At 62.1% G+C, this 21,400-nt stretch carries 30 protein-coding genes; 18 read left to right on the top strand and 12 right to left on the bottom strand.

The window, feature by feature from the left end; genetic code table 11:
* The first annotated feature begins 157 nt into the window (after positions 1-157).
* The 11 genes from EP7_RS21820 (at position 158) to EP7_RS21870 (ending at position 6,566) form a co-directional block, all read left to right on the top strand.
* Positions 158-850: a hypothetical protein gene (locus EP7_RS21820; protein WP_463524256.1), complete on the top strand. Its 693-nt coding sequence runs from the start codon at positions 158-160 to the stop codon at positions 848-850.
* A gap of 117 nt (positions 851-967) precedes the next feature.
* Positions 968-1,735 carry a hypothetical protein gene (locus EP7_RS21825; protein ID WP_463524257.1) on the top strand — a complete coding sequence of 256 codons (768 nt, stop codon included), beginning with the start codon at positions 968-970 and terminating at the stop codon, positions 1,733-1,735.
* Between the two features lie 84 nt (positions 1,736-1,819).
* A complete protein-coding gene (locus EP7_RS21830; RefSeq protein WP_463524258.1) occupies positions 1,820-2,362 on the top strand; it encodes a hypothetical protein in 543 nt (180 codons plus the stop codon).
* Between the two features lie 39 nt (positions 2,363-2,401).
* Positions 2,402-2,578 carry a hypothetical protein gene (locus EP7_RS21835; protein ID WP_463524259.1) on the top strand — a complete coding sequence of 59 codons (177 nt, stop codon included), beginning with the start codon at positions 2,402-2,404 and terminating at the stop codon, positions 2,576-2,578.
* A 104-nt stretch (positions 2,579-2,682) separates the two neighbouring features.
* On the top strand, positions 2,683-3,057 hold the full coding sequence (locus EP7_RS21840) for a hypothetical protein (RefSeq protein ID WP_463524260.1): 375 nt from the start codon (positions 2,683-2,685) through the stop codon (positions 3,055-3,057).
* A gap of 9 nt (positions 3,058-3,066) precedes the next feature.
* Positions 3,067-3,837: a hypothetical protein gene (locus tag EP7_RS21845; protein ID WP_463524261.1), complete on the top strand. Its 771-nt coding sequence runs from the start codon at positions 3,067-3,069 to the stop codon at positions 3,835-3,837.
* Positions 3,838-4,329, top strand: a complete 492-nt coding sequence (locus tag EP7_RS21850) for a hypothetical protein (RefSeq protein ID WP_463524262.1) — start codon at positions 3,838-3,840, stop codon at positions 4,327-4,329. It abuts the gene before it with no gap.
* A gap of 7 nt (positions 4,330-4,336) precedes the next feature.
* Positions 4,337-4,525 (top strand): hypothetical protein, encoded by a 189-nt coding sequence (locus tag EP7_RS21855; protein WP_463524263.1) that lies wholly within the window; start codon positions 4,337-4,339, stop codon positions 4,523-4,525.
* Between the two features lie 27 nt (positions 4,526-4,552).
* The gene (locus EP7_RS21860) at positions 4,553-5,635 is read left to right on the top strand and encodes a hypothetical protein (RefSeq protein ID WP_463524264.1); all 1,083 of its coding nucleotides are present in this window, start codon (positions 4,553-4,555) and stop codon (positions 5,633-5,635) included.
* Positions 5,636-5,709: 74 nt separating this feature from the next.
* Complete coding sequence (locus EP7_RS21865; protein ID WP_463524265.1) at positions 5,710-6,240, top strand: hypothetical protein; 531 nt, start codon at positions 5,710-5,712, stop codon at positions 6,238-6,240.
* Between the two features lie 134 nt (positions 6,241-6,374).
* Positions 6,375-6,566, top strand: a complete 192-nt coding sequence (locus EP7_RS21870) for a hypothetical protein (RefSeq protein WP_463524266.1) — start codon at positions 6,375-6,377, stop codon at positions 6,564-6,566.
* Positions 6,567-6,623: 57 nt separating this feature from the next.
* On the opposite strand, the gene EP7_RS21875 is transcribed toward EP7_RS21870, so the two are convergent.
* The 10 genes from EP7_RS21875 to EP7_RS21920 all read right to left on the bottom strand — a co-directional run bounded on the left by EP7_RS21875 (position 6,624) and on the right by EP7_RS21920 (position 12,786).
* Positions 6,624-7,076: a hypothetical protein gene (locus tag EP7_RS21875; protein WP_463524267.1), complete on the bottom strand. Its 453-nt coding sequence runs from the start codon at positions 7,074-7,076 to the stop codon at positions 6,624-6,626.
* Positions 7,077-7,195: 119 nt separating this feature from the next.
* Complete coding sequence (locus EP7_RS21880) at positions 7,196-8,503, bottom strand: AAA family ATPase (RefSeq protein ID WP_463524268.1); 1,308 nt, start codon at positions 8,501-8,503, stop codon at positions 7,196-7,198.
* Positions 8,504-8,880: 377 nt separating this feature from the next.
* The gene (locus EP7_RS21885) at positions 8,881-9,225 is read right to left on the bottom strand and encodes a hypothetical protein (RefSeq protein WP_463524269.1); all 345 of its coding nucleotides are present in this window, start codon (positions 9,223-9,225) and stop codon (positions 8,881-8,883) included.
* Positions 9,226-9,264: 39 nt separating this feature from the next.
* Positions 9,265-9,732 (bottom strand): hypothetical protein, encoded by a 468-nt coding sequence (locus EP7_RS21890; protein ID WP_463524270.1) that lies wholly within the window; start codon positions 9,730-9,732, stop codon positions 9,265-9,267.
* 45 nt (positions 9,733-9,777) lie between these two features.
* Positions 9,778-10,200, bottom strand: coding sequence for a JAB domain-containing protein (locus EP7_RS21895; RefSeq protein WP_463524271.1), 423 nt, complete (start codon positions 10,198-10,200; stop codon positions 9,778-9,780).
* Between the two features lie 113 nt (positions 10,201-10,313).
* Complete coding sequence (locus tag EP7_RS21900) at positions 10,314-10,529, bottom strand: hypothetical protein (protein WP_463524272.1); 216 nt, start codon at positions 10,527-10,529, stop codon at positions 10,314-10,316.
* 50 nt (positions 10,530-10,579) lie between these two features.
* Positions 10,580-10,795 carry a hypothetical protein gene (locus EP7_RS21905; protein WP_463524273.1) on the bottom strand — a complete coding sequence of 72 codons (216 nt, stop codon included), beginning with the start codon at positions 10,793-10,795 and terminating at the stop codon, positions 10,580-10,582.
* On the bottom strand, positions 10,792-11,106 hold the full coding sequence (locus tag EP7_RS21910) for a hypothetical protein (protein WP_463524274.1): 315 nt from the start codon (positions 11,104-11,106) through the stop codon (positions 10,792-10,794). Before EP7_RS21910 ends, EP7_RS21905 begins: the two co-directional genes overlap by 4 nt.
* A 422-nt stretch (positions 11,107-11,528) precedes the next feature.
* Positions 11,529-11,882: a hypothetical protein gene (locus EP7_RS21915; protein WP_463524275.1), complete on the bottom strand. Its 354-nt coding sequence runs from the start codon at positions 11,880-11,882 to the stop codon at positions 11,529-11,531.
* A 271-nt stretch (positions 11,883-12,153) separates the two neighbouring features.
* On the bottom strand, positions 12,154-12,786 hold the full coding sequence (locus EP7_RS21920; protein ID WP_463524276.1) for a hypothetical protein: 633 nt from the start codon (positions 12,784-12,786) through the stop codon (positions 12,154-12,156).
* A 1,137-nt stretch (positions 12,787-13,923) separates the two neighbouring features.
* Between EP7_RS21920 and EP7_RS21925 the strand changes: the two genes are divergently transcribed.
* The 7 genes from EP7_RS21925 (at position 13,924) to EP7_RS21955 (ending at position 17,888) form a co-directional block, all read left to right on the top strand.
* Entirely contained in the window at positions 13,924-14,298 is a 375-nt protein-coding gene (locus tag EP7_RS21925) for a hypothetical protein (protein WP_463524277.1), read from the top strand.
* A gap of 226 nt (positions 14,299-14,524) precedes the next feature.
* Positions 14,525-14,713: a hypothetical protein gene (locus tag EP7_RS21930; protein WP_463524278.1), complete on the top strand. Its 189-nt coding sequence runs from the start codon at positions 14,525-14,527 to the stop codon at positions 14,711-14,713.
* 7 nt (positions 14,714-14,720) lie between these two features.
* Entirely contained in the window at positions 14,721-15,101 is a 381-nt protein-coding gene (locus EP7_RS21935) for a hypothetical protein (RefSeq protein ID WP_463524279.1), read from the top strand.
* 194 nt (positions 15,102-15,295) lie between these two features.
* Complete coding sequence (locus EP7_RS21940) at positions 15,296-15,733, top strand: hypothetical protein (RefSeq protein ID WP_463524280.1); 438 nt, start codon at positions 15,296-15,298, stop codon at positions 15,731-15,733.
* A gap of 104 nt (positions 15,734-15,837) precedes the next feature.
* Positions 15,838-16,080, top strand: coding sequence for a hypothetical protein (locus EP7_RS21945; RefSeq protein ID WP_463524281.1), 243 nt, complete (start codon positions 15,838-15,840; stop codon positions 16,078-16,080).
* Between the two features lie 231 nt (positions 16,081-16,311).
* Entirely contained in the window at positions 16,312-16,884 is a 573-nt protein-coding gene (locus tag EP7_RS21950; RefSeq protein ID WP_463524282.1) for a hypothetical protein, read from the top strand.
* A complete protein-coding gene (locus EP7_RS21955) occupies positions 16,881-17,888 on the top strand; it encodes a DNA-methyltransferase (RefSeq protein ID WP_463524283.1) in 1,008 nt (335 codons plus the stop codon). Before EP7_RS21950 ends, EP7_RS21955 begins: the two co-directional genes overlap by 4 nt.
* Positions 17,889-17,905: 17 nt before the next feature.
* Here the strand turns inward: EP7_RS21955 and EP7_RS21960 are convergent, their stop codons facing one another.
* Positions 17,906-19,237, bottom strand: a complete 1,332-nt coding sequence (locus EP7_RS21960) for a DNA double-strand break repair nuclease NurA (RefSeq protein ID WP_463524284.1) — start codon at positions 19,235-19,237, stop codon at positions 17,906-17,908.
* A gap of 3 nt (positions 19,238-19,240) precedes the next feature.
* Complete coding sequence (locus EP7_RS21965; RefSeq protein WP_463524285.1) at positions 19,241-21,265, bottom strand: ATP-binding protein; 2,025 nt, start codon at positions 21,263-21,265, stop codon at positions 19,241-19,243.
* Between the last annotated feature and the right edge of the window lie 135 nt (positions 21,266-21,400).

Consider the following 21,400-nt stretch of genomic DNA (forward strand, 5'->3'; position numbering starts at 1 on the left):
ACCGCCGACGTAGTCTCGGCGTGTAAAAGCATGTTTACGGATAATCAAAACAGGGGCACAATCAATGCCAGAACCTACCTCTCCCAATCCTTCAGCGTCGGACGACGACAAGGACACTTCGGGAGCCTCGGACGAGGGAAAAACTAAGACAGATACGGTGAGCAGGACGGAAGCCGAAGAGGCTTTTCGGGCGCGCGACAAGCTCAAGGACGAGAAGCGGAAGCTGGAAGCCCGGCTCAAGCAGATCGAGACCGAAAGCCTGGAGCGCGTCAGCAGCTACGAGGCGCGTCTCAAGGAGATCGAGGACGCCAGGAACGCAGCCGAGGAAGACGCGGCGAAGCGGTCAGGCGACGTCGACCGACTCCAGAAGACCTGGGACGGCCAGCGGAGCGAGCTGCAGAAGCAGATCGACGCGGAGAAGGCGGCGCGAGCGAAAGAAATCGCGGAGTGGCAGGACAGGCATGACGGCCTTGCCCATAAGTATCACTCGAACCTCGTCGAACGGGCGTTGATCGAGGAGCTCAGCACGCTGAGCACGAGCGCGAAGGCCGAGTTGGTGTTCTTCCAGAAGAAGTACCAGTTCGAGGCGGTGGAAGACGAGGACGGGCGATTCATCGGCGTCAAGCCGAAGGATTCGGACAAGACCATCGCGCAGCTCCACAAGGAGATCTGCGATGAGTACGGCCTGCCGTTCGACAAGAACGACCGGGCCAACGGCAGCGGCACCCCGGTGCAGAGCGGCGGCGAGAGTTCAAAGACCTCGTCGAAGATGCCGGCGAACTGGGAGCGGCTGTCGAAGGAAGAGCGCCAGAAATGGTTCGCTCAAAATAGGAATTTCAAACTGGGGTGAAGCCCCGGGTAGCTTGGAGAGAAAGCTGTGGCAGGTGAGTCAACTTATAGTGATCAGGTAACCCTAGCGGCGTACATCGACGACGGCATCATGGAGGTCCTTCGAACGACCAACGTGATGTTGAACCTGATGTACCCCGTCAACCTCGTCAAAGGCTCGAACTCCAAGAAGCTTCAGAGCCGGAACGCGCAAACCGCGTCGGTCGTTGCCGAAGCCGCAGAGGCGACTCCAGCGGTATTTGGAAAGACCGCGGGCGCCACGCTTCTCGCGAAGAAGGTCATGGTGCTCAACGAGCTCACTCTCGAGTCCGAGCTCTTCGGCGGCCTCAGCCCCGACGAGGTAAAGGTTGAGCAAGGGCTCGCCGTCTCCGAGAAGGTCGACACCGACGCTTGCGCGTTGTTCCCCGGGTTCTCGAACACGGCGGGCACGACCGGCGTCGCGCTCACCATCGACAAGATGATCGAAGCCGACTACAAGGCCGGACTTTCCTTCGCCCCAGGCGCGCGGATTTTCGTCCTCGGCAATGTTCAGATCCTTCACCTCAAGCAATACATCGTGACCTCGGGTGCGTCCGTTTGGGCAAATCCGATGGTATCGAACCTCTTGGGCGAGCAGGCGCAGCCGAACGGGTTTGTCGGCTACATCCTCAACCGAGCGGTGTTCGAGACCCAGCACGTTCCGCTCGTCAACTCCAACGCGGACCGTTGCGGGGCATGCCTGAACCCGATGTATGCACTCGCCGCTGCCTATGTCCGGCCTCCGAACACGGAAGTCGAGGGCAACAGCTCGAAGCGGACGCGCGAAGTATCGACCGACTACTTCTACGACGTGAAAGAGCGGCTCGACGGCGCGGGCTGCGGGATCATTTCGAAGGCCACCGCGTAAGAACCGCGCGGACGTAAGCGAATCGACAAGCGGCGCAGCCGCAGATCAGGAGCGAGAAATTTTATGCAAGATGTTGTCATCGATATGCGCCAGAACGGCGGCATCAACCCCAAGAACCTCCCCTATATCGACTGGGAGCGGACCGTGAACCCCGGCCAGGGAGCGGAAGGCGGAGAGAAGAGGGAGGTGCAGCGCGTCACCCTATTCGACTCCAAGGGCTCGCCGTTCGTTTGGCTCGACGAGAACTACGTCAGCTACAACCTGAAGAAGGGCTGGAAGATCGTCGGGCACGGGAACTTCGACAAGGTTCGGCGGCACGACGGCACCCAGCACCAGCAACTCGAAGACATCCGCGCGATGGTCGAGGAACGCGCGCAGTCTACCCACGAGGCGGACCTCCTCCGAGCTGAGAACGAGCAACTCAAGGCAGAACGGGCGCAGCTCATCGCCGAGCGGAGCGCGATGTCAGCTTCAGCCGCAGCCGGCGACTTCCGGACCGAGGACGAGAAAGATGCGGGAGTGGTTTCCGTGGTTCTCGACCACGATGTTCCGGCCGGAGAGACCGCTCTCGAATCGACGAGCGCAACCACGTTCGGAGATCCGAAGAAGTCGACCAAGGCAAAGTAATCCGGACGGCTCCGAGCTGAGCAGAACGAGCAGGTGACCATGAGTGAATCGAACAGCCCACGCCCGAGCACCGAGCAAAAGCGGAAGCTCACCGACGAGCTCAAGGGAAACCTGAAGGCTCAGCTCGACCGTGAGGGCAAGCAGTCCTCGCACCGCGAGATCGAACAGCGGGTGAACCGCATCGCGGAGCGCACGGACCGAGAGAGGGGATGGTAATGGCAGCGAAGAAAATCGCAACCGCGCCGAACGTCAAGAAGACGGCTCCGGTGAAGGCGCCTGTGAAGGCGATGAAGCCGGCGGCGAAGAGCAAGGGGAAATAGATGACCACTTATCACTACGAGGAGCAGCGTTTCGCTGGCGGTGTCGCGAACTCCGTCGCGGCGGCGCTGACCGCAGCCGGGACCAACCTGGCGACCGCCCTCGCGTTGACCTCGAACGTCAATCGCGTTTCGACCGCCGCTTCGGGTACCGGAGTAGCTCTCCCGTCCGCAACGCCGGTCGGCGGGGTGGTCACCGTGCAGAACCTCGGCGCAAACGACCTCAAGGTCTACCCGCCGGACGCCTCAACCTCGATCAACGGGGCCGCGAACGGTGTTGGGCTCACGCTCACGACCGCAGCCCGTCAGATCGGGGAGTTTCGGCGGCTCACGGCGACGGCTTGGATGGCGACGGTTTCGGCGGGGCCGCAGACTTAACGGAGGCTGGTGGCCCTGATTCGGCACATCTACGGCAGGCCCATCGTGTTCCGGTACATTCCGATCGCCGGGGACGAGGAGTTTGTCGCGGATTCGCTGATCTCGGCCAGGCTCTACGGGCCGAACGGCTACCCCTCGGACGCCCAGATCGCGGACAGCGGCCAGGCGTCCACGGGGCACATCGGCAGCCGGGTGACGGAGTGGGAGCTCGTCAACGAGGAGGGCACGGGACCCGCGGAATACCGCATCGTCTTCCCCCCGATCTCGGATGCCCAACCCGACAGCCGGTCCGAATACGACCTGTTCTACGTGGCGCTGAACTTCCTCGCGGAAGCGACCGGCGAACCCCTGCGGGACGTCGAGCAGATCCAGGTGTTCCGGGCCGACGGGCTGACCAGCAAGATCAGGGTGAGGGCGGAGGACGTGTGGTCGCTCGAGTCGAAGCTCGAAGGGCTCGACCCGAATCCGCCGCTCTGGACCGAAGAGAAGATTGAGGCGGCAATCGAGGAGATCCTGTCCCGGCTGGAGGGCCGCGCTTACGCAAAGGCGAGGCTGTTCAATCTGGAGAAGCTCAACGGGGCCGCGAGGCGGCTGGCCTGCTCCTACGGATGTTTCGACCTGATCAGTCAGGGAACGGAGTGGGCGGAGAAGGCCGCGTTCTGGAGGGAGCAGAGCGACGTGCTCCTCGACATCGCCAAGATTGGGTACGACCAGGGGGCAGCGGACACGCCGGCGCCCGAAGAGAAGGTGAACACCGGGGCGGTGATCATAGCGAAGTAGATGGCAATCAGCACGGAGCGGACGGTTCGAGACGTCATCGTCGCAGCCATCAAGGAGATCGCTGCGGACCTCGGGTTCTCGGACCCCGAGGGGAACGTTTGGGACTATCCCCTGATCGGGCACCAGAAGGAGCAGACCTCGACCTACCTGATGGCGAGGGTCGGCAACGGCAGGATAGCCAGGGCATGGGCGGTGGACGTCGGCGGTTACGACGAGTTGTTCGCGATGAGGCAGAAGCCCAAGCGAAACTACTCGATCTCGATCATCGGGTACTACGCGAAGGGCAACGGCGGGGTGGCGTACAACACGATGAAGGACCACGCGAGGCTGATCCGGGGGGCGATTAATCGCATCTCGCCCTCGCTGTCCGGCACGGTGACCGAGCTGACCAGTGCCTCGCCGATCTCGATATCCGAGCGAGACTCGGAGGCGGGACCGCTACTCGAAGGTGTGATGACTTATGGCGCGGTACGCACGAACCCGGATTTCTGAGGGAGCCATGGAAGACGAGACGAAGGTCGAAGAGAAGAAGGTCGTGGTCTACGAGCTCGAGAAGATGCTCGACGAGACCCTCAGGATCGGCAACTCCATCGAGGTGCCGCAGAGCGAGGCCATCAGGATGGTCGACCAGAAGAAAGCGAAGTTTCCCGATCACCCGATCGGGGTGATCCCTGAAGAACTGACCTAAGTTAGCGCCTAAGGACGCAAACACACCTTGTCGATTATCGGATTTAATGGTGCCGTCGCGGGCGTCGTCAAGGGTAACACCTACGGCACGGAAGCCGACATCACGGCCGGCGGGATCAACCTCTACGCGTCGTCGATCTCGCCGAGCGGAGGGTATGCGGATTTCGTGACCCGAGACTTCGGACAGGGCGGAAAGCGGACGAACAACGCCCGACTCGCCGCGAGCTTCGATTGCAGCCTGTCCTTCGACTGGACCTTCTCGCAAGCGTGGCAGGTGTTCCTGGCGGGCATCCTGGGGACAGAAGCCACGCCGTCGGAGACGACCGTCGGACAGGGAGACTACCTCCATAAGTTCGACGTCGCCGACTCGATCCAGGGATTGTTCTACACCGTCGTGTACAGCATCGAATCCGACCGGACGATGGTCATCCCTTCGTTCACGCCGACGTCTATCACGATCGCCGCGGAGATCAACGGGCCAGGCACGGTAACCGTCCAAGGCGTCGCGGACAACGTGAAGGAGTCCTCGATGAACACCGTGGCCGAGGTCACGGCGCTCGTCGATTACCCGTACGAAAGCGTGGTGATGGGCGGGGCGAATCAATATACCCGCATCCACAACTATTCCACCGGCAGCCCTCTATCGAGCACGCACGACAAGGAGATCGCGGGCTTCACGCTCACCGTCTCGCGTCAGAAGGATCGCCGATATGGGATGCGGGGCGCGTTGTCGAAGTTCACGAAGGAGCCGCTCGAGCTCGGCCTCATCGACGCCACGCTCACCGTCAGGCACACCGAGCTCGACAACGCGGGATTCGACATTCTCGACTACTGGACGAACCCGTCCTACAAGATGGGCGAGTTCTACTTCGACGGCTCGCAGATTGGGTCGGGCGTCAACGCCTCGTACAAGCTCCAGTTCCCATCGATGAAGGTCAAAGGAGCCTTTCCGGGAGGGCACGGGATCTCTTCGAACAGGGGATTGTTCACTCCGGACGTGACCTTCGATCTTTTCAAGGCCGCTGCCGCCCCATCGGGCATGACTGGCGTTACGGAGCTCCTGAGGGTCTCTTCGGTGAACGCGGTCCGCTCGGCGAAGTGGGGCACGTAATCCCCTAACCCTCCGGTTTCTTCACCCTCGGCTTCCGTGCTAAGCGTTGATCATACGCTGATCACAGGAGCCCCATGTCCATCGTTGACCGCTATCGCAATCGCGACAACCGCCCAGTGCGGTACACCGTGCCGTATCCCTTGGAAAATCCGTTCCTCGAATTTACCGTCAAACGCATGCCGATGGCCGTGAGGAACAATACGAACATCGACGTGATGGGCACGATAAAGCGGGCTGGCATCGACCGCCCCGAGGCTCCGCCCAACCCCGAAGACGAATCCGACCCGATCAATAAAGAGTGGAAGAAGTATCAGGGTGCTTTGAATTCCTGGCACGCCTACCACCTCGTCGACCAGGGCCGGGACCTGTTCGTCGATTGGAAGGTTCTCGACGGAGGCAAGTGGCCGACGTTCTCGAAGCAGGCGTTCGCGGACTTCGTCGCCGAGATGGATATCGACGAGAAGCAGACCCTCGGCTACTGCTACATGATCAAGGAGAAGGAAGCCGAGAAGGAGGATAAGGATTCAAAAAAGGACGATTCGGAGACGGCTTCCTCGACGCCCTCCGAGAGCGAATCAGACACTCCGTCTTCAACCCCAGGCTGAACTGCGGGGCGTGCTTCGGGTCGGCCCATCGGAGCGCGGAGAACAACGCCAAGGCCGGGAAGAAGACCGAGCTCATCTATCTGCCGTGCTACGTCGGACCGAACAGGCGGGGCGGGTGCTCGGTCTCCCACCTCATGCACCCCGAGCTTTCGGTCTGGATCCAGATGTACGCCCTCATCGGCCACGAAACCGCGATCAGCCAGGCCCTAACGCTCCTCGACCGAGCCGGGGCCACCGAGGAGGACTACGACGTCTTCCTCGACATCCGTAATTGGTACAACGAAGCCCACGAGGAGAAGCGGAAGGCCGAGTCCAACAAGGGCTAGGCCGGGAGGAGGATGCACGCCCTACGACATGCACGCTAGTCCCCGACATCCTTTTTCTCAGCCGACCGTCCGCTTGAGCGAACCAAGGTAGTTCAGGTCGCACTGGAACGCCCCGCACCGGGTGGTGAACTGAATCGTGACGAGGGCGTCGTCGCTGCCCGCATCCCGCCCGAACTCGATTTGCTGAGAGAGGGTCCCGCCCGGACACTCGATAGCCTCCACCTTGCTCGCGTTGAGTCGGGTGTCGGTCGCTGTGCCCGTGAACGTGTCCCCGCTGGGAATGTCGACCACCACCTCGCTATCGGCCTGATTGACCGTGAGCGTGGTCTGAATCGTGTCGTCCGCCGCCAGGTTGCAGTTGTTCCGCACGATGCTGATTTCGCCCTTCCAGATGCCCGCAAAGGACTCGCCCTCGCCGTGGCCTCCGTCTCCACTCCCCCCGCCGCTTCCGCCGCAACCCGTGAGTAATGCCGCCATCGCGACCGCTGCCAATCTCTTCGCTGCCTTCATGTCCGTTCCGTCTCTTCTTCCCGAGGCTTGCAGCCTCCTTGTTATCCGCCCGACTTGCCCACCGCCGGGGTTTCGCCTGGTAGGGCTCCACCGCGGCCGTGGACAAATCTCTTCCTTCACTACCCGTGGACCTCGTTCGCCTCGCTGGCCGCCGGTTCCAGGCGGTCCGCTACGACCTCGCCGTGGTGGATGACGATCTGCACGTCTTGGGCATCGTCGACCGCTTCGAGAAAGAGCTGCACGCCCCGCTCGGCCGCCCGCTGCATCACCCGAGCCCGGCTTCGCTTGTCCAGCCCGCCGCTCCGCGACATGAACACCACGCCCTGCGGGTTCAGGGCAAACGAGATGGCCGTCGCGACGTCCCATTGCTCGGCTTCGCTGCACTGCTCCCAGGGCGAATCCTTGAACCGGATGGAGTCCTCGTCGAACCGGAGGCCCTCGACCGGCAGCTTCGCGCCCGCGAGCAGTTTGGCTTTCTCCGCGTCCACAGATTCGATTTGCTTCGTCAGCTTGGCCACGGCTTGCATCGCCGCTGTCAGCTCGGCCTGCACCGCCGCACGTTGCCCGTTCTCCCTGACCTTGCGGTTCGTCGCCTCAACGGTGGCTTGGCGTGCCCGGATGGCCTCGACGTCGGGTCGCTGGAAGCTGTCGGTCAAGGCCTTGCCCTTCTCGGCGCGGCTCGCGTCGGCTGCCCGCTTCTCGGCGAGGGATTTCTTCTTCGCCTCCAGACGAGCGAGGTCCGCGTCGATGTCCTCGATTTGCTCGTCACGCTCGCGAACGCTCTTCTCCAGGGCCTCGACCGCGGCGACCTGCTTGTCGTGGGTCGCGATGGCCGATTGGGCGGCGTCGAGCTCGCGAGTCAGGTCCACGATTGACACCTCCGCCTTCGGGGCGTCCTCATGCCACGCCAGCCCGCTGAGTTGGCCCTCGAGCCGCTTCAACTCGCGGCCGTGCTCGGTGCGGCTCTCGTATGCCTCGTCTCGCTTCGCGTTAAACTCGGTGAAGTCCAAGCCAGTCAGCTTCCGGAGGGTCTCGAGCTTCGCCTTGGGAGGCATCGCCATCCACTCGCCGGGGTCGAACGACAGCGAGCCGAACAACTCCTTCAGGAGCGTCACCGAGTCCGACGTGAATTTCGTGTTCCCCTGCTGGCGAATCTTCAACTTCGTCTTCCGGTCGGGCATGACCTCGAAGTCGATTTCAAAACCGTTGTCGAGCACCAGGTGCCCCGTGCCCTTCTCGGCGCCACGCTTCACCGGCTCCGCTGGCACGAAGTCCTTGCCCCCGAGAATCATCTTCAACGCGTTCTGAAGGCTGCTCTTGCCCTGACCGTTCTCGCCGCCGATGGTCACCGATTTGCCGTTCGGCTTCGCTTCTGCTTTCGCGAGCCCGAGAATGTTCTCTACCCGCAGATTGATTACCTTTGCCATGTTCCTCTGTTGTCGTTCTTCGTCGTTAATTCGCCCGACTTATCAACCGGAGGGGTTCCGGCCTGGGTGGGCCTCCACCGCTCCCGTTGATAAGTCTCTTTCCTGCTGCTTCGGCCCGTGCTGGCTCGCCCGAGTTGCACACAGGAGGGGTTTCGCCTGGGTGGGCTCCACCGCTCCTGTGCACAACTCTCTGCCCTGCCTTCGCACCCGGTCCTGATTCTCTTCGGGGTCCGTGCCAGGCCCGAGCAGAGCAGCCGCCGCCAGCCCGTTCTCTCGCCCCTCGTGTCGGTTCCGCACCGAGCTCGCCCTGTCCTCCCCTCTGCCGGGAGGGAAGAGTTCAGGGGAGGGCCTTGCGGCCCGTCCCGTTCCTACTTCGTTTACTCCTCGCTCTCTATCGCCCGAAGTTTCGCGGCGTTCTCCTCAAATGACCCGCTGACCGACACGGCACCGAAGCTGAGCTGAAGCTCGCACCGGTCGCCGTCCTCTTCGAGCCCTTGCACCGCCGAGGCCCGCACCAGAATTCGGGCCGAAATCCCGCGCTTCTTCGGATGGTCAAACTCAATCCATTGTTTCCGCATGTTCCTCCGTGTCATTTCCGCTTCTTGTGCTTCTTGTTCCATCGCCCGTGCTTCAGCCTCTTCGATTCTCGCTTCAATTTCCGGGGCTCTTTGCCGCTCATAGAGCTGCGCGGAATAAACCGGGTCAATGTCGTCGTAATCCATCTCCGTGCCTTCGTGCGGGGCCTCGCGACCCCTTTGCGTTCAACCGACCTGCACCAACTCCCGCCATTCGCCGCCGTCTTCGTCTTGCACGAGCACCTTTGCCGCGCGCCAGGGACCGCTAAGCGCCTGAGCCCAATTCCTTGCGAAGTCGGAGTTGGCTTTAATTTCGGCCTGCGTCGGCGGCTCGGTGTTGCTGTCGTCTAGCCAATCCATCAATTCTTCCAACTCGATTTCAACCCCGTCGCCTTCGAGCGACCAGTTTTCGAAATAGCCCGCTTCTTCGGTGCTTGTGCGTTTTTCGATACTCACCCCGTGCCGCTTGAAAACCGCGGCCAGGTCTTCGAGGAGCAAATCAAGTGCTGCGTCTTTGTCATCGTCAACCGGAATCGCTTTGCTCCACTCCTTGCAGTCGCTGCATCTGCCCCACCCGTCGGAGTCAATCTCGCCGTCTATAGAACGGCTGCAGCAATCTGAAATCATTTCTGGGGCAATTTTTAATTCGTCCACTTCCTGCGCCTTCGTGCGGGGCCTTGCGGCCCCCTTCGGTTAGTCTCAGTGAATGATGCTCGTGAACTCGGTTTCAGTCACAACGAGGTGGTCGAGCAGCTTCATTCCGACCAGCTCGGCCGCTTGCCGAAGCTTCTCGGTAATGTCGCGGTCCTGCGGGGACGGGTCAGAAGCCCCAGAGGGGTGGTTGTGGGCCACGATGAGCCCGCAAGCTCCGAGCAGGCACCCGCGTTGAAGCACTTCTCGGGAACTCGCTGGTGAGCAAATCGCCGTCCCGGTATGAACAACTGAGTAAGCAATCGGAGAATGGTCGCCAGCCAAGTAGACCGCGATGAAGTGCTCTTGGGAGTTGTTCGGCAGAACCTTCCGGATGAACTCGGCAGCGAGCCAAGGCTCGGTAATCGACCCCGCCTTTCGCTTCGGCCCCCTGTAATTCACCGTGACTTCTCGAATCGTGAAATGGTCCATATTCCTCTATTCATTTGCGGGGCAGCTCCACACTCCCCTTGTTCTGATGCGACCATCTCACGATTATGCTCAAACTGTCAACAACCCATTTGCATTATTTAATAAATTAGGTTTCAGACCCGGACCCCGCGTAATTCGCCGCCCTCGTCCGTGAACCACTTGAACCCGGCCACCTCTGCGGCTTCGAGCTTCTCGTTCACCGGGTAGAGCCGCTCGGGACGCGGCACGCTCCGCACAAGGGTGAACTCCTGCCCCTCGCAAGTCAGCCGATAGCCGACCCGTCCCCGCCCGTTCAACTTCACCGCGTCGATTTGCTTTCTTCGTTCCATCGCTTTTCCCTCCGTCTTCAGTCGGCTAATCCAAAACTCCCGTTCTCAGCTCACAGCTCGCCCCGCCGATAACGCTCCGCCGCCTCGATTCCCGCACGAGTCGCGGACATCCGCGCCGCGTGGAAGTCGAAGAGCAGCAGCATGACCGACGCCCGAGTCTCTTCGACCTCCTCGCCCCCGTTCAGGGTGAAGGCCATCAGGGCGGATGTCAGCCATGCCCGCGACGGGAAGCCATCCCGTTCCTTTTCGCTCAGCCCGGCCCTCACGGTTGCCGGTTCTCCTCACGTGCTTTCTCTTCGGCGCGGGCCGCGATGTATTCCGCTTCTGCTTCGCGTTCTTCGTCGCCGTAGCAAACCTCCCACGCCGCACGCCGCTCGTAGGCCATATTTCCTTCCGGCTCGTCCCGATGCCGCCAGCGTCCGTCCTCTTCGTCCCAGACGTAATCGAGGGCGTGAGCCAAGCCGATAAACTTGGCCTCGAACACAGCCTCGCGGTCACAGTTCGGGTTGTTGGCCTTTTCACCGTCGGCGTAGTGGTTCGCGAGTTTCTTGATGGTTTCCAAAATGTCGTCGTTCATGATGCCTTCGGAGCAGTGGCCCGGCTTGCGGCCGGGTAGTTTTTTTAGAAAGTGATTAAGTCGACCCTCGCCGAATACTGGTCTTGGCCAAAGCAAGCGAACCCAACTCGATACTCTTTCGCGATGTCTCGGAGTCGCGGATAGAAGTGCCCGTGCGATGCCCACCCATCCTCGGGACGGTTCATTACCCACCAACCGCCGCGCGACTCGTCGAACCGCGCAACGGTGTCGCAGAACAGGCGAGTCTTTCCGGTCACGTGGTCGTTTAAGTCGGCAAGAAGTTGTTCGTTTAGCGATGGGAACTCGCGGTCGATATCCCGCGACAGTTTTTTGGTTCCCCGGTTGTAAGCTGCAACGCCCATTTTGCCTCTGAAATGCCGCCCGGCTTGCGGCCGGGATTTGTTTGCTTTCGATTGGGTTGATTACTCGCTCGCTCGCTCCTCGCGGAGCCGGTCACCGTATGCCTCAATCTCCCGAGCCAGAGCCGCGGCTTCTCTCAATGCCGGGTTGTTGTCCCATTCGTGCTGGGCCAGGCCGTCCGCGTGGGCACTTTCGAGGTCGTCTTTCGCCGTCACTTCGGCAAGCAGGTCGTTCACGTCGTCCCGGCAAGACTCTGAAGCGTCGAGCTTCAGCATGACCCGGTGAACCGCCGCCTCCCAGGTTTCATCGAAGGAGTCGCCGCCCTCGCCTCGCTCGTGAAACCAGTTGCACAGGCTGCAATTTCCGGCGAACACCGCCTTCATTGCTTGCTCTACCGCGTGATATCCGATGACCATATTTCCCCCTTGTCGTGGCGGCTCGACACCGCTTCATCCATCTAGATGCGACCATCTCACGAATCGGCTCAAACTGTCAAACAATTGTTTCACTTTATTTCTTCCCGGTGAAACTGCTCGGGATTTACGCTGCTAGTCGGAGCCAAGGGTTTCTGATACCACCGGGGCAGGCGTGGCCACGCCGAGAGCGGAGCGGGCAGGTCGTCGGAATCGGGACCCGCTCCGCACGTCCAAACCGCTCGGGGATTTGCCCGGGCGCCGCACGGCGGCGTCAATCGAACGGTCGGAGCACCCGCCGCCTGAGCGGGAGGCACGAGTGCGGGACCGGCTCCAGACGGAGCGGCGCGCGAACACGGTTCGCGAGACGGAGGAGCTCGAACAGTTGCCGCACCACGGGTGCGTACGGCTCGACGTCGAGCGACGAGAAGAACCGGCCCAGGGACGCCACGTCCCGCCGCACGGCGGCCTCCATCACGAACGCTTTGAGCAACGCCATCTGACGACGGGAGAGCCTCACGGAGGGGTGGAGCCTGCCGTCCCTCCCTCGCTTGCACGAGATCGAATAACCGGCGAAGTAGAACGGGCGACGGCGGAAGTCCCGGAACGCCTCCTCCTCGAAGAACCGCCCGCTCCCCTTGGTCGCGACGATAACGATGGAGCGCCGGTGCCTGAGGTACTGGACGCTGGCGATCCCGGCCCGCTTACGGCGGGCACGCTCCCACTTGGAGCACGCGATCCCGTAGCGGGCGATGAGCTTCTCGTCGACTTCGGCCGGGTCCTTGTCGTCCGGGATGACGGAGCTCGAGTAGAAGTGATAGCCACGGCAGACGTACGCGACGGCGAGCTGCTGGACGAAGCCGCCGACGGAGGTCGCGACGCAACGGTAGGGGCGAACGACGGGCACGGCACCTCTGAAGCCGGTGTGAGTAACGCCCACCGGCAGACGGGACCTCAAAGCGAAACCGGCTCCGCTGTGGAGCACGCTCAAAACCTGTCCAACCTTCTCGGGCTCAGGAGATCCTCGCTACGATCCCATGTTCCAGTATCGAGTGGCCCCAATACATGGAATGCCGGTCCAACCTCCCTCGCTCTTAAGGTGCTCGTTCCCGTCAGGGCCCGAGCCATTTAAGCCGCCGTCGCTGTCGTCAGACGTCCCACGGTGGGACCGTCGCCGGGGTGGTGATCGCATCGGACCTTTCGTTGACCCGGCTCCGCAGAGCCACGCACGCCTCCGCGACTGCCTTGCCGCCTCGGCTCCCTACTCAGTCCGTCTCCCTGTCCGCGCGTTCGTTCCGCTGACCAGGCGGAAGCCGCCATCGCGGTGCTCCCGCGGACACTCCCGGATTAGGATCGAACGTCACGCATCGAGTCATGTCGCTAGGGGTTGTAGGCCCCGGTCGGCGTGCTCGTCTCCCCGACTCCCGTCAGGGAGTGGTTTCGACCGTCGGGTCATTTCGGCGCGTCGAACACAGAAATCCGCGCTTACCCCAGCACGCCGATCCTTCGCGGTTCGGCTCCATCTCTCGTCACGCTCACCAGCTCGGGCTCGCGCCCTTCAAAGGTTGAGCTATTCGCGGCGTCCGCCTTCGCGGACCTCCCCGGCTCGGTCGTGCCGGAACATGCCATCGCTGGCATGCTGCTCCCCTCGCTTGGTCCAGGTTGAGCGCGGCTTATCTGAGGGCTTCCACCCCGTCCGCCGCGTCGCGGCTGTGCCGCTCGCCCCCTGGCGTGGATTTGCACCACTTCGCTTGATCCGAGCCCCGAAGGGCCTTTTCTCCGTCGCCCCTGTTCTCGAGCAATTGGATCGAGGTGCGGTTTTGCTGCTCGCGGACCGCGAACATTTGTCCCGCACAGCTTCCGCCGATCCGGACAAGCGCCTCTCGACGCATCCGGCTCTCTGCGATCGCCTCGGCAACGCGAAAGCGTCGCATTTATAACGGCCACGGGTCTTCCGCCCGCTGCTGGGCTGAACGTATCACCGTTGAGCAAGCCGCGGGAGAGTGATACGGTCGGCTCGATTCCATAGTCGCAAGGGAGGCGGATGGCTCTGTTACGTTCGATCGCGAATCTCTTTCGGTGCGAACAGCGGCCCGACGCGGAGTACTACTTTGACGTGTATCTGAAATTACAAAGGGTGATCATGGCTGATATTCAAGAGCTGAAGTCGGACGTCGCGGACGCGTTGGAAAGCGTTCAGGATCTCGTAGAAGGGTTCAAGCAGGTCGTCTCGGTCGTCGAGGAGCAGAAGACGCTGATCGTCGAGCTCAAGGCAAAGATCGAACAAGGGACCGTGAGCCCGGAAGACCTGGACGAGTTGGACAGCCAGGTCGATCAGATCGTGGCCATCGCCAAGGGCGCCCTCCCTGCGGACGAAGCTCCTGTCGAAGGAGAAGCCGACACGGACGAACCGGCTTAAAGCCCGCCGACTTCCGTTGTTGATTACGGCCCGCCACTCGCGCTACCGTCGAACTGCAAGCGGCTCGACGGCTGCAGAGTGGCGGCGCTGTACGTTCTGGCGGCAACACACCGCCTAAGAGTGTGGCGAAGTTTTTGCGCATCCGAGTCGAGGCCAATCTCCTCGGGTCTGCGTCTCCTTTCCTCGCCTTCCCGTTGCCGCGCAAGTCGGCACGGCCGTCGGTCGCTTGTTTCGGAGGACAATGCGCTACCTGCCCGCGCTCTCGCTCGTGTTCGTCGCCCTCAAGCTGACCGGCCACATCGCATGGTCCTGGGTTTGGGTCCTGGCACCGCTTTGGATCATTCCCGTGATCCTCCTCGCCTCCGTGGGCGCGACGTTTCTCTATGCCTACCTCATGCACCGCTATCTCAGCTAGGAGGCGATTGAAGAAGAAGCGACCCGCGAAACGCATCCGCAGTTTCAAGATCGAGAACGACGTCTGGCAATACGTGCTCTTCGTTCGGGTCGGCGGGACCCGAGAGCAGGCAGAAAGCTGGTTCGATAAGACGTTCGGTGAACCTCAGTCCCTTGCCTGGTTGAGCAAATGTCGTAATGCGACGACTTTCTACCGGACGGACGAGAGAAGCCATCTCATCTGGTTCGACGCGAAACCGGGCGGAGGGATCGTCTCCCACGAGGCGCTCCACTCCGTCCAGCACGTCCTGTCACACTCTGGGCTCGGCCCTCTCTCCGAAGCGACGGAGGAAGCATACGCCTACCTTCTCGGCTGGACGGTCATGCAGATCGGGCTGAGGCTGTGGTGACGGCAACGCCCTTCGTGCCATAGTCCGATCCGCCTATCGTTCGGAGTCGTTCTGTGTACGGCGTGCCCCACGGGGTGCGTCGGCTCCGGACGGTGGGCTCTATCCGTGTAGACAGATCCCCCGATCCTCGGCTCACCCGAGGGGCGGGCGACGACCACTTCGGTTTTTTTCCGACCCCTCGGGGAGCTCATACCTTGAAGACGATATCCGGCTGGAGAGACCTGGAGCCCTACGGGATCATCCCGCTGACCCTGGAGGCGTGCGGTCTGAGCTACCGGCTCTTGCTCGACGTCACCGAGCAGGGGAGGAAGATCCTCGGGCACTGCCTGGGCATCCCGAACATGACGCTCGGTGAGGCGTGGAATGGCGGCACCAAGGAGGCCCCGCACGTCGGCAGCGTGATGCTCGCCCAGGTGATGCTCGTCCCCGTCGCGGTCTTCGCCCTCCTCGAGGGCGGCTGCCGCGAGGCTTACCTGCTCGGCAACGACGTCGTCGGCATCGAGCCCGGGGACCCGGCCGACACAGTCGAGACCCTGAAGCGAGTTTACCGGGCCGATTACGCCAGGCGGTTCAGCTACGGCGGGACCGCGGGCGACCGGAACACCCACCAGATGACCGGCCGAGTCGAGTAGTCGAACCGAAGTCTATCTCGACTCCCTACTTGCGGCGGTTACAATGGCCGCCTGGGTGACGTGCGATCCCGCGAGCCACTTGGACGGCTTGGAAGGAATTGTCGATGAACGGATCTGGCCAGGCACCCTGTGATCAAGACCTCGCCCAATGGCTGCGCGACACTCTCAAGCAGGCCGTGGAGGAGGTCGAGCGGCAACCGGATACGGACGAGGAGCTATTCGTGGGGACGCTGATCCTCTCCGAGCAGCCGTCCGGCGTCCAAGACTCCGGCGCCGACGGCTTCGCCTTCACGATGGGCGGCGTCGAGTATGTCGTGCGGGTATCCGCTCGACGACCAGGCGGGTGACCCCCGCTGAGGACCGGCGGGCGAGAGGTTCCCAGCGAAGGTTCTTTGAACGTCGCCCGGTCCCTCCCTCATCGATCCTCCGCTTTTTTCCGATAACTCCTTGGTAGCGCCCGCCTTCGGGCGAAGCGTCGATATTTCGTAAGATGATCTGGCAGCGTACTTTGCGCCCGGTATAATGGGCGTTTGTTCCGTACTTCCCGCGTCAAGGATGACGCGGCGGGGGAGGCAAGGATGCCGCCGCAGCTCTATGAGAACGGGCTGGTCGTCCAGCACCCTCTCGAACAACTCTTCAACGCCAGCGCTTGGGACATCCTCTCCGCCATCGAACGCGGCTTCCGTGCCCAGGTGGACGTGAAAGGCAAGCTCGCCGAGTGGTTCCTCTACAAAGATCTCGTCGAGCTTCAGAAACGCGGCGTCGTCGAGGAGGTTCACTGGAGGGATTCGGACGGGCTGCCGGACTTCCCGATCAAGGTCCGCGGGCGAGAGCTTCAGGTCGAGTGCAAGAACGTACGGAGCGGGGACGCGGTCTTCAAGGACGGCTTCAAGGTCGAGATTCAGAAGACGAGAAATCAAATCGGCGGCGGCCCGGCCCGTGGATACAAGGCGGACGAATTCGACATCCTCGCGGCCTGCCTCTTCAATCAAACCGGCGTCTGGAAATACCTCTTTTGCGCCTCCGCTAACCTCGAGCGACGCCCGCAACACCCCGACTATCTCGTCATCATGCAGAAGGTTCCTCCGAAAGCCGCCGGCCACTGGCGAGAGCACCTCGAAGAGGCCATCGGCGACGTCTTGGGCCCATGACCATGAAACCTCTCTACGAAACGCCGCTCGGCAAAGCTTACGTGGCGGACTCGCTCGAGTTCATGCGTTCGATCCCGGACGGTAGCGTCAACCTCGTGATGACCTCACCGCCGTACGCCCTTCACTTCAAGAAGGAATATGGGAACAAGGACCAAGGCGAGTACGTCGATTGGTTCTTGCCGTTCGCCGACGAGTTCAAGCGAATCATCCCGGACGACGGCAGCATCGTGATCGACATCGGCGGTGCGTGGACCCCCGGACAGCCGACCCGGTCGCTCTACCACTTCGAGCTGCTGATCGCCCTCTGCCGGAAGACGGGGCTCCACCTGGCCCAGGAGTTCTTCTGGTACAACCCCGCGAAGCTCCCGTCGCCCGCGGAGTGGGTCAACGTCCGGAAGATCCGCGTCAAGGATTCGGTCGAGTGCGTCTGGTGGCTCTCGAAGACGCCCAACCCAAAGGCCAGCAACACGAAGGTGCTCCAGGAATACAGCGACGACATGAAGCGGCTGCTCGTCCGGGGCTACAAGCCGAAGACCCGCCCGTCCGGCCACATCATCACGAAGAAATTCAAGGACAACGGCGGCTCGATCCCGGGCAACATCATCATCTGCGGCAACAACGACGCGAACGGCCATTACTTGGAGCGATGCAAGCAGATGGGCAAGAAGCCCCATCCCGCCAGGTTCCCGATTCAGCTCCCCTCGTTCTTCATCCGCTTCCTGACGGACCCGGGTGACATGGTGCTCGACCCCTTCGCGGGGAGCAACACCACCGGCGCGTCCTGCGAGGAAGAGGGCAGGCGCTGGATCGCCATCGAGCACAACGAGGATTACCTCGACGCCAGCCAGTTCCGGTTCGAGCCGCACGCCGCCGAGACCGCCGTTGTGCCGCTCGTCGCCGATGCGGCCATCGAAGCGATAGAGCCCCCAGCCCCCGAGGCGAGGAAACGCGGTCGGCCGAAGAAGGTCGTAGGGAATGGGAACGGGCAGTCGGAGCTTTTCTAAACGTCGATGGCGGCGGGCTAGAGCCCCATCGACTCGATGGCAAACTGCTCGAGGATCCGGCTGCTCGGGTGGTCGGCCAGTGAGACCAGCTTGTTCACGAGCGCGATCGGCATCAGCGCGTTGTCGTACATGTCGCACTTCAGCTTGGCGACGTTCTGGAGCAGTAGGGATAAGTTCGGATAGGCCGCGGGCGCCAGCTTCCAGTTCGCCTCGGTGGTCGGGATCGAGACGACGTGGAGCTGCCCAGTCTCCGTTTTGAAGATCACCTTGTGGCTGTAGTACGTGCTCCGGCCGTAGGGCTCTTTTGGGTCGGCCTTGCCGGGGATGATGTAGCGGTAGATATATTCGTCGTCGAGTAGAAGGGCAGTCCCGGGCTCCAGCCTCTCGGCAATCTCGTCGGCGTGCTCGACGAAGCCCCCGCTCTTCTCCAGACCTACCATGTAGATGTTGTGCTTTTTGAGCAGGTGCCGAATCAACTCCCTCATCGGCTCGTGCAGGTTGGCGGTCTGCCCGAAGTAGGCGAGCGGGCCATCCTTGATCAGCATGATCTGAGACAGGAGTGACGGCTTCGTCCGCAGTATGATGCGGATGAGGTGGACGAGGAGCATCTGCTCGGTGGCGGTCATCAGGTAAGCCAGCATCCCACCGGCGCCGAGCTCGTCGTCGATCGCCTCGTGGAGGCGGAGGACGTCCGTCAGGTAGAGCTTCCCCGCACACTCGGGGCAGTCGAAGGTGTGGTCCTTCCTCATCTTCGATCGCTCGAGCGGCACCTGCCTGGCCCCGCAGCCCGGGCAGCTGGCCAACGGCCACACGGATCGCTTCTCGCCGTATTCCTGGAAGACGAGCCACTTGAGGGTCTCGATCAGGCGGTCATCCGACGGGTTCTTCGCGTAGAAGTCGTAGACCGACCGGCGGACGGATTGGGTGAGTGTGGCGTCGCCCTTCGTCGTCACGTTCCGCACCGGGATGACCAGCTTCAGCCGCTCGATCCGCTTCAACTTGGCGATGTCGTCCGGCTCGATGAACGGCTGCAGCCCGATCGCCTCGAGGTCGTTGACCGCGAACTTGAGCACGCCGAACTGGAAGAAGCAGACCGTGGCGGACGGGAATTTCTTCTGGACGGCAACCTCGGAGTAGCCGCCGTCCACCGCGATGATGTGCTTGATCGGGTTCGTCGCCAGCGGGGGAACCCGGACGCAGCGATCGCCGGGGACGTGCACGTCCTCGCCGGGCCTCGGCAGGTCGCAACCGGCCAGGAACGCCTTGACCTCGGCGTCGTTGATCACGTGGGTGTGCGACGTCTTGCTGGCGAACTCGTAAGGGCGCCCGTTCTTGCTCGAGAATCCCATGGATCAACCCTCTCCCTTGCCCGAGGAGAACCGGTCGATCTGGACCGGGACAACGAACGGGTTGGAATAGGTCTTCATGCGGACGAAGCCCTTGTCGTCGCTGGCGCTGAACCTCACCAGCGAGTCCGTGAAGTCGCCGAAGTCGTAGTACTTCCTGATCTCCCGGGTCTCGTCGTCGTTGTTGAGGTGGGCGATGAACCAGTTCTGGGTGTTCTTGAGGATGTTGCCCCCGATCGAACTCACCTCCTGGGTGGCGTAGATCAGGCCCAGGTTCAGCTTCGCGCCCTCCTTCGCGATCCGGTTGTAGATCTGGCTCAGGTCCTTGTCCTCCTTCCGCGGGAAGAGGTTGTGGGCCTCCTCGAAGTAGAACTGAACGAAGTTGTTCGGGAGGTTCTTGATGAATCGCCCCATCGCATTCGCGAAGATCTGGCGGCAGATCCGCTCGGAATAGAGGCGCTGAATCTCCGGGTCGCCCTGGGAAAGGTCCACAATGATGATGCGGCCCTTCCTGAGTTCCTCGATGATCTCTTCTTCGAAGGGCTTCCCGACCGTCTCAGTGTGGAGCCCGACCAGATCCCTGAGCTTCAGGTAGCCCGAGATCGTTGGGCTTCCGCCTGGCACCTTCTTGCGGGTGAGGAAGATCATCATCGCCTTGAGGTCTTCGTCGGCCCACTCGTGACCCTTCTTCCGTTTGTAGTCGGCGAAGAACGGGGCCTCGTAATTGTCCCAGACGGCGCTGAACCAAGTGGTGGCGTCCTCGAGCGACAGGCCCTTGCTCGGATCGAGGCTCCCGTCGTCGCGCACCAGCTTGTTGACGTCCGCGTTCCCCTGGAATTTCACACGGAAGTTCGCCGGCGCCTTGAAGCCCGCTCGATAGAGGCAGCATTGGTAGGCGGCCGTTTTCCTCGCCCACCGGGTCATGGCCGAGTGGTCCGATTTGTCCTCGGGCTCCGCCAGGTCGGCCGAATTGAAGCTCTTGGAGTAATCGGCCGCCACCGTCGCGAGGTGGCTCCGCACGAGCTCGAACCCGGAAAGGGTGTCCTGGTAGAAGTTGACCTTGAGCACCTTGAAGCCGGGCTTGTCGAGGACGCTGTATCGCGTGACGACCTTCTCATAGATCTCGTAGATCGCCGTGCCTTCGTCCTGCGTGTTCGGGTTGGCGTACTCGCCGTTGATGTCGAAGATGATCTGGCCCACCGGGTATTCGGGCACGCCGTCCTCCGAGAACGGGTCCAGATTCTCGCCCCCTCCTTTGACGGCCGCCTTCGCCAACACGGAACCGGCCTGCTCGCTCATGAGGACCGTCGCCTGGATGATCTTCTTGACGGTGTTCGACTTGCCGGTCCGTGTCATGCCGAACAGGGCCGTGCGCTTGCCCAGGAAGTCGCGGGGGCTCACGAAGACGGGGACGTCCTCGCAGGCCGCCTGGAATCGGCGGGTGGAGGAGTAGCGGACCTTCCCCAGGCGAATGTCGGTCGGCTTCCCGACGATGTCGCCCTCCCTGAAGTTGACGATCGCCTCGAGCACGTCCCGGTTCGGCTTCACCACGCTGTAGTTGTGGGCGCTGTAGAAGTTCTCGACGTCGGCACCGAAGTGGGTCTTGCCGTCGCCGTCCCGATAGAACGTCCCCAGGACCCTGCATTCCAGGCCGGAGAAGCTGAATTCGTACCTGGTGAAGCTGTCGAGGTTCGTCTGCTTCCCCGCGGTCCTCAGGTTGTCCTTGTAATACTCGACCATCGAGCTGATGACGTCGCCGTCGGTCGGCAGTTTCGAGGGCCGCAGGGCTCGCAGGAGCAAGGTCTCCGAAACCGAGTCTTCGTTCTCGTAGTAGGCGAGCAGGAACGTCCCCTGGGGGATCCCCTGGGCGCGGGCCTTCCACGCGTCGGCCACCAGCAGGTAGGCTCGGTCGTAGTCGACGGAGAAGGGGCGACCCACGAAGATCCCTGTCTCGAAGTCCCCCTTCGTGGAGCGTCTGAACAGGTCAATGGATGCAATCTTGGCGATCTCGTCGGTCAGCGCCACGCTCATCGGGTTTGGTCCCCAGGTCGGAATTGAACGCCTCAACAGGAATGCGAGGCTTCTGATCGAGCGCTCGGCGTCGAACGCGGTTACCGAAAGACTTTAGGATCGATTCCGGAGCACAAGATGGGTTGCTACGTCCAG

It is taken from the genome of Isosphaeraceae bacterium EP7, from assembly GCA_038400315.1.
GTDB lineage: Bacteria > Planctomycetota > Planctomycetia > Isosphaerales > Isosphaeraceae > EP7.